The following is a 6,736-nucleotide window of genomic DNA, read 5'->3' on the forward strand; positions in this document are numbered from 1 at the left end:
TCGACCATCGCCCGCGGGACGTACTCGTCGAGGAGCACCCTCGCATAGCGCGCCTGCACGATGGCGTTCTCCGTCCAGGTGCGTGCCGGTGTCTTCAGGTTGGCGCGCGCGTTGGCCAGCACCGTGGCGACAACACCCACAGCCCTTTGATTTCGAAGGCGATGACCGAATCTCGCGCGTAGCGTACGTCGTCGAACGGACGTCTCGGCGGACGTTGGAGGTGCTGGCATGCGGTGCGCGTCTTTGATCGTTGCGGCGGCATTCCCTGTGTTGCTGGCCAGTCAGGCGACGGGGAGCCCGATCAACATCGTCCCCTCGCGAACTGTCGACATCCACGAGGGCAGCACGCCGGTCGCCCACGGCGCGTCGTCGACGACGGGTACCTTTTTCGTGCATCCGTTCGGCCCGGTGCCCAGCGCGCCGCTGATCATCGTCGGCGCCTCGCAGAACACCACCATCGATGGTCCATCGGGCACGTTCAGCGGCAGCGGGTCGGCCACCGTAGGCTACTCGGTCTTGCGGTCACTCGACGTCAGCGCGAGCAGTTTCTTCGACGTGTTCTTCGACCTCGCGACACCTCACGTCTACTCGCTCGCCGGGACACTCCAGGCAAGCGACGACGGCGGGTTCGCCCGGGCGCGCGTGAGCCTGACCGGGCCGACGTCGCTCTCCTTCCTGGCGATCGGTGTGAACCCGAACGTGGCCCTGTCGGGAAGTGGCGTGCTGGCGCCCGGCACGTACCGCTTGGTGGTCGAGGCGGCGATGGACAACGGCGGCGACACGCAGATCGGCGCGTACATGGGAGGGAATGCCGGGTTCAACTTCGACTTCCAGCTGACCGACCCATCGCACCCCGTTCCTGAACCGACGGTCACGCTGCTGCTCTTCGGCGGATGCGCGTGTGCGGCATACGGCCGTGGCCTGCGCCGGGGGCGTCACGCCGGCTGATCTCGGCCGCGAGATCCCGCGATCGGCCGACGAGGCCGTGCGGGCGGGCGGCCAAGTCTCGGCACGACCGACGCCGAGCACCCGTGTTCCTCGCCCGGCGCTCGGTCGACCGCGTCCCGCGTTCATCGCATCGTCCAGTTCAACGCGGCATGCTACGCTGCCCGCATGCATGTACAAGGGGCGCGCGCAGCGACGCGAGCCTCGCTGGCCGCTGCCTTCATGCTCGCCGCGGGCGGCGTCACGCAGGCTGTTGCGCTGGATGCGGCCAAGCGGCCGACGCAGTACGTGTTCGAGCACTGGGACACGGCCAATGGCCTCCCCGTCGCGGGCGTCAAGGCCATCGCCCGCACACCCGATGGTTTTCTCTGGTTGGGCACGGAGGAAGGCCTCGTCCGCTTCGACGGCGTGGAGTTCCGCACGTTCGACCTCCACCAGCAGCACCTCGGCGACGTCAATGCGCTCTTCGTCGACCGCGGCGGGGCCTTGTGGCTGGCCACCACCGGCGGCGCCGCCCGATGGCTCGGGGACCGGGTCGATCCCACCGCCACGTACTCGACGACGAACGGCCTGCGCGACAACCGGGTCGAGGCGATGGCACAGGACGCCAGTGGCGTGATGTGGATCGGTACCGCCGGAGGTCTCCATCGGCTGACCAACGGCGCGCTCGCGACCATCACGACACACTCAGGTCTGCCTCACGATCACGTGCAGGCCCTGCTCGTCGCGTCCGATGGCCGCCTCTGGATTGGCACCAACGGCGGCATCGCGCGCCTGTCGCATGGCGCGATCGAGCCTGGCTCGGCGACCACTGGCCTTCCACACGCAAGCGTGCTCGCCCTGCACGAGGACGCCTCGGGCACGATCTGGATCGGCACCTTCGCCGGTCTGGCGCGAGCACGGAGCGGCGTCATCGTCGACGAAGTCTTCCCGTTGCGTCGCTCGCGCGCCCCGGTCAACGGCCTGGCGACCGACCACGACGGTTCACTCTGGATTGGCACGTATGGCGAGGGGCTGGTGCGCTGGCGCGATGGCCGCACGGAGCGGTTCGCGAAAGGCGACGGTCTCGCTGACGATTTCGTGCGCGGACTCGTGGTCGACGCCGACGACAGTCTCTGGATTGCGACCGATCGCGGGGGACTCGGCCGGCTCAAGGACGGCGTCATCACGGCCGTGACGACGCGCGAGGGTCTGCCGAACGACACGGTGCGCGCCGTAGTCGAGGACGTGAACGGCACGATGTGGATTGGGACGCACGGCGGAGGCCTCGCCGCGTTGACCGGCACCGGCGTCTCGGTGATGACCACGCGCGATCGCCTCCTCAGCAACGTCGTGTTCGCGCTCGGGGCCGGTCGGCGCGGCGCGCTCTGGATTGGCACCTACAACGGCGGCCTGAATCGCCTCGACGCCGGGCGCATGGAGTCGGTGTCGGATGCGGGACTCGAGAAGAACCGGTTCGTGACGTCCGTGTTCGAAGACGCGGCAGATGCGCTCTGGATCGGCACGTACGGCGGCGGATTGCTGCGGTACGCACACGGCGTGTTCACGACGTTCCGCGCGGCAGATGGCCTGGGCAGCGACCACGTGTGGACGATCGCCGACGACAGGCGGGGCGGCCTGTGGGTCGGCACGCGAGCGGGCCTCAGCCGCTGGAACGGCGACCGCCTCACGCCGATGAGCCCGCGGGACGGCTGGCCGTCGGCAGCGGTCTGGTCGCTGCACGTCAGTGACGACGGCACGCTCTGGGCAGGCACCGATGAGGGCCTCTTTCGCGCGACGGCGGCGCGAACATCCCGCATCACGACGAGCGCCGGACTCTTCCACGATGTCGCCCTCGGTATCCTCGAAGACGACCAGGGGCAACTCTGGATGAGCAGCAACAAGGGCCTGTTTCGCGTCTCGCGACGGGACCTCGACGAACTTGCGGAGGGTCGCCGCAGCACGATCACGAGCTACGTCTATGGCGTGGCAGACGGCATGAAGACCGCGGAGTGCAACGGCAGCACGCAGCCGTCGGCGTGGCGCTCGCGCGACGGCCGCCTCTGGTTCGCCACCATGAAAGGCGTCATCGTGGTCGACCCGGCACGAGCGGCCCTGACGCGGCCGCGGAGTCACCCGTTCATCGAGAGTGCGACCGTCGATGCGCGAGTCCTGCGAGGTGACGGCGTGTCGGAACCGTCGGCCCGCGCGGGCAGCCGCCAGTTCGAGTTCCGGTACACCGCGCCGAGCCTCAGAGCCGCCGAACGCGTGCGCTACCGCTATCGCCTCGAGCCGCTCGAGTCGGCGTGGGTCGAGGCCGGCACACGACGCACGGCGTATTACACGAACCTCCCGCCGGGACATCACCGCTTCCGCGTGATCGCCGCCGAGGATGGCGGCACGTGGTCGACCGACGACACGGCGACGTTCGCCTTCTTCGTCGAGCCCCGCGTGTACCAGACGTGGTGGTTCCGCGTGTCGAGTGCGCTTGGCTTGTGCGCCATCCTGTATGCGGGACACCGCTACCGCCTGCGCCAGGTCGTGGCCCTGGAACGCGTCCGGACCCGCATCGCGAGCGACCTGCACGACGATCTCGGGTCGAGCCTCTCGCAGATCGCGATTCTCAGCGAGGTCGCCCGCGTGGGCGCCGGCGACCACGCGAACGTCGCCGAACCGCTCACGCGCATCGCGACGCTATCGCGGGAATCGGTCGATGCGATGGCCGACATCGTCTGGGCCATCGACCCCCAGCGCGACCTGTCGATGCATCTCACGCAGCGCCTGCGCCAGGTCGCACACGAGTTGGTGTCGATGCGTGGCATGGCGCTCACGTTCGACGTCGAGGACGAGGGGCACGTGGAACTCGGCGCCGACACGAAGCGACACGTGTTCCTGATCGTGAAAGAGGCCCTGCACAACATCGCGCGGCACAGCGGCGCGGGCGAGGCGCGCGTCACCGGCCGCATCGACAGCGGTCGCGTGCGGCTGGCGATCGACGACAACGGCCGCGGCATCGACGCGCGGACCGCGGACGCCAAGGCGGTGGGCGGGCAGGGCCTCAGGAGCATGCGACAGCGGGCCGAGGCCCTCGGAGGGACGCTGGCGGTATGTGCCCGCGAGGGCGGCGGCACGCGGGTCTCACTCGATGTTCCTGTCCGCTGAACCCCCCGGCCCACATGATCAGGTGGTAGGCATGCCTGCGACGGACGACATACGATCGCCTCGAGCAGGGATGCCGTGAACGGTCAGGTCAGGGTCGCCATCGTCGAAGACCAGCGCGAGATCCGTGAGGGACTGCGGTTCCTCATCGACGGCACCCCCGGCTATGCGTGCAGCGGCGCGCACGCGTCGATGGAAGACGCCTTGATCGCCGTTTCGCCCGCCACGACCGACATCGTGCTGACCGACCTCGGCCTTCCGGGCATGTCGGGCATCGAGGGCATCAGGCGCTTCAAGGAGCGATTCGCCGACCTGCCGATCGTCGCGCTCACCGTCTACGACGACGATGACCGGATCTTCGCGGCGTTGTGCGCAGGTGCGACAGGCTACCTCCTGAAGAAGACGCCACCGGCGAAGCTGCTCGACGGGCTGGCCGACGCGCGTCGCGGCGGCGCGCCGATGTCACCTGACGTGGCGACGAAGGTGATCGCCCTCTTCAGGCGCTTCCGGCCGCCACTCGCCGCCGACTACGACCTGACGCCGCACGAGACACGTCTGCTCGCGCTCCTGGCCCAGGGGCACAGCTACAAGTCGGCCGCCGCCGCGCTGGGCAACAGCGTCAACACCGTGGCGTTCCACATGAAGAGCGTCTACCTCAAGCTCCAGGTCCACTCGAAGTCCGAAGCCGTCGCCAAGGCGCTCCGCGAAGGGCTCGTACGCTGAACGTGTCGCGACAATCCTACCTGGTCAGGTGATTGTGGGGCGGACGGCGCGTCCGCATCCTCGATCCGGTCACGGGCGCGACCATCGCGCGCGACGCCGAAACCGAGGAGGTCTCCCATGTCCCTGTTCGCCAATCCCCGCCGCAGCGCAGCCGGTGCGCTCCTGGTACTGAGTCTCGCGACGCTGCCCAGTCGCACCGATGCCATCAGCGACGAGAACGACCGGCTGCTGTTCGGCCCAGTCGGTGTCTCGGTGACCGAGGGCGTGCGCGTCAACATCCACGTGATTGGCGATCCCGACTCGATCGGCGATCCAGGCATCCGACCCTGGAGCTTCAGGCTTCGCGTCTTCACGAGCCGAGGGAACGTGGCCGTGGAGCGGCGCGTCGACGTGCTTCCAGGCACGTTCGCGACGCTGGGCATCGGCGCGCTCGCGCGAGACCAGTTCCCCCCAGACACGCTCGGGCGTCGCACGTTGCGCGCAGAGATCGTCGGCTTCAATCCGCAGCCCGATCCCCCGGGCCGGTACACCGCGACGCTCGAGGTGTTCAGCCTGTTCACCGGCCAGACACACATCGTGCTCGGGGGGCCCGACACGATTCCGGCCGCTGCCGCCCGATGAGGGCCGCCAACGACTTCGCGAACCACGAAAGGACTCGCCCCATGAAGACACGGACCTGCACGATCGTCGTTGTCGCGGCCCTCTCGGGGGTCGCCGCGTACGCCGACACCGTCGTCTGCCGCAGCGAGGTGCGGACCGTGAAGGCCGTCACCATCGCAGAGCCGTATTTCCAGGTGAGCCGGCGCTTCCAGACCGACGTGCCGAACATGGAGCCGTTGCTGACGACCAACATCCTGGTCAACGGCCCCGGACAGAGCTGCATCGTCGCCGACTTCAGCGCGGTGGTGCGACCCACCGACAACTATCTCGTGTTCCAGGTCACGGTCGACGGTGTGGCCATGCTCGGACACACGTTCACGTTTCCGCAGCCACAGACGCCGGTCGTGATCGAAATGGAGGAGACCGACCTCAATGCCCAGCGGATGGTCGCGCACCAGTTCTTCTTGCGCGTGCCTCCCGGGCCCCACACCGTCACGGTCAACGTCGCAGGCGGCAGCAACATCGTCGCACCGTTCTATCCGACCATCGAGGCGCCGGTGCTTACGTTGCACTATCGGTAGCGCGCCAGATGAACCGCGCGCGGAGACGTTCGGGGGACCTGGGTTGCGGATGGCGCCTCACTCGAACATCAGCCGCCGGATCTGCCTGAACGGCAGGTCGCCGTAGGTGAGCAGCTGGTCGTTGAACGCCTTCAGCGTGTAGTGCGGCCCCATGCGGCGCTTGTACTCCTCACGCAGCGCCACGATCATCAGTTCGCCGATGATCTCCCGCCCCGGGGGCGTGGCGAACTGCGTGTCGCGCTGCACCTCGATGAAGGCGTTCGACGGCTCCATCCCGATGTGATCGACGTAGGCCTGCACCGCCTCGTCGAAGGTCATCTCCCCCCTGGCCATCCTGAGCTTGGTGAGGATGCGCTGCACGCGCCACATGCGCATCTGGCGGCGCGCCATCTTCGTCTTCAGGCGCTCCATGTAAGGCAGCACGTCGTAGTAGCCCTCTTCCTCGAGCAGCCGCTCGAGGTAGAAGGACCACGCCTGCGAGAAGTAGGCGCTCTGGAAGAGCTGCCGCATCGGGCGCGTCACGTGCCGGGCCGCCGAGGCGCGCTGCGCGGTGTGCCCGAGCCACTCGTGGTAGGAGATCAGGTGCGTCCAGTACGGGTTGTAGCTGCGGAGGCGCGAGAGCCACTCGGCCTCGGTCAGCCACGGCTCCAGCGGGGTGAGGACGTAGTAGCCCGACAGGCGCCCGGCCACGGTGGGGCCGTACTGGGCGCCGCCGAACGACAGCGTGCGGCGCGCCATCGGCGTCGCGA

At 68.5% G+C, this 6,736-nt stretch carries 7 protein-coding genes; 5 read left to right on the forward strand and 2 right to left on the reverse strand.

Going from position 1 to position 6,736, the window contains the following annotated elements; translation table 11 throughout:
• A partial coding sequence (locus IT182_08230; protein MCC6163321.1) for a hypothetical protein occupies positions 1-140 on the reverse strand: 140 nt, incomplete at its 3' end.
• Positions 141-228: 88 nt separating this feature from the next.
• On the opposite strand from IT182_08230, the gene IT182_08235 reads away from it, so the two are divergent.
• From IT182_08235 to IT182_08255, 5 genes are all read left to right on the forward strand, one after another.
• Positions 229-948, forward strand: a complete 720-nt coding sequence (locus IT182_08235) for a hypothetical protein (protein ID MCC6163322.1) — start codon at positions 229-231, stop codon at positions 946-948.
• 165 nt (positions 949-1,113) lie between these two features.
• Complete coding sequence (locus tag IT182_08240; GenBank protein MCC6163323.1) at positions 1,114-4,086, forward strand: hypothetical protein; 2,973 nt, start codon at positions 1,114-1,116, stop codon at positions 4,084-4,086.
• 75 nt (positions 4,087-4,161) lie between these two features.
• On the forward strand, positions 4,162-4,806 hold the full coding sequence (locus IT182_08245; protein MCC6163324.1) for a response regulator transcription factor: 645 nt from the start codon (positions 4,162-4,164) through the stop codon (positions 4,804-4,806).
• Between the two features lie 117 nt (positions 4,807-4,923).
• Positions 4,924-5,427, forward strand: coding sequence for a hypothetical protein (locus IT182_08250; GenBank protein MCC6163325.1), 504 nt, complete (start codon positions 4,924-4,926; stop codon positions 5,425-5,427).
• 41 nt (positions 5,428-5,468) lie between these two features.
• On the forward strand, positions 5,469-5,987 hold the full coding sequence (locus IT182_08255) for a hypothetical protein (protein ID MCC6163326.1): 519 nt from the start codon (positions 5,469-5,471) through the stop codon (positions 5,985-5,987).
• 57 nt (positions 5,988-6,044) lie between these two features.
• Here the strand turns inward: IT182_08255 and IT182_08260 are convergent, their stop codons facing one another.
• Positions 6,045-6,725, reverse strand: coding sequence for a DUF885 family protein (locus IT182_08260; protein ID MCC6163327.1), 681 nt, complete (start codon positions 6,723-6,725; stop codon positions 6,045-6,047).
• Positions 6,726-6,736 lie beyond the last annotated feature (11 nt).

This window comes from Acidobacteriota bacterium (assembly GCA_020845575.1).
Lineage (GTDB): Bacteria > Acidobacteriota > Vicinamibacteria > Vicinamibacterales > Vicinamibacteraceae > Luteitalea.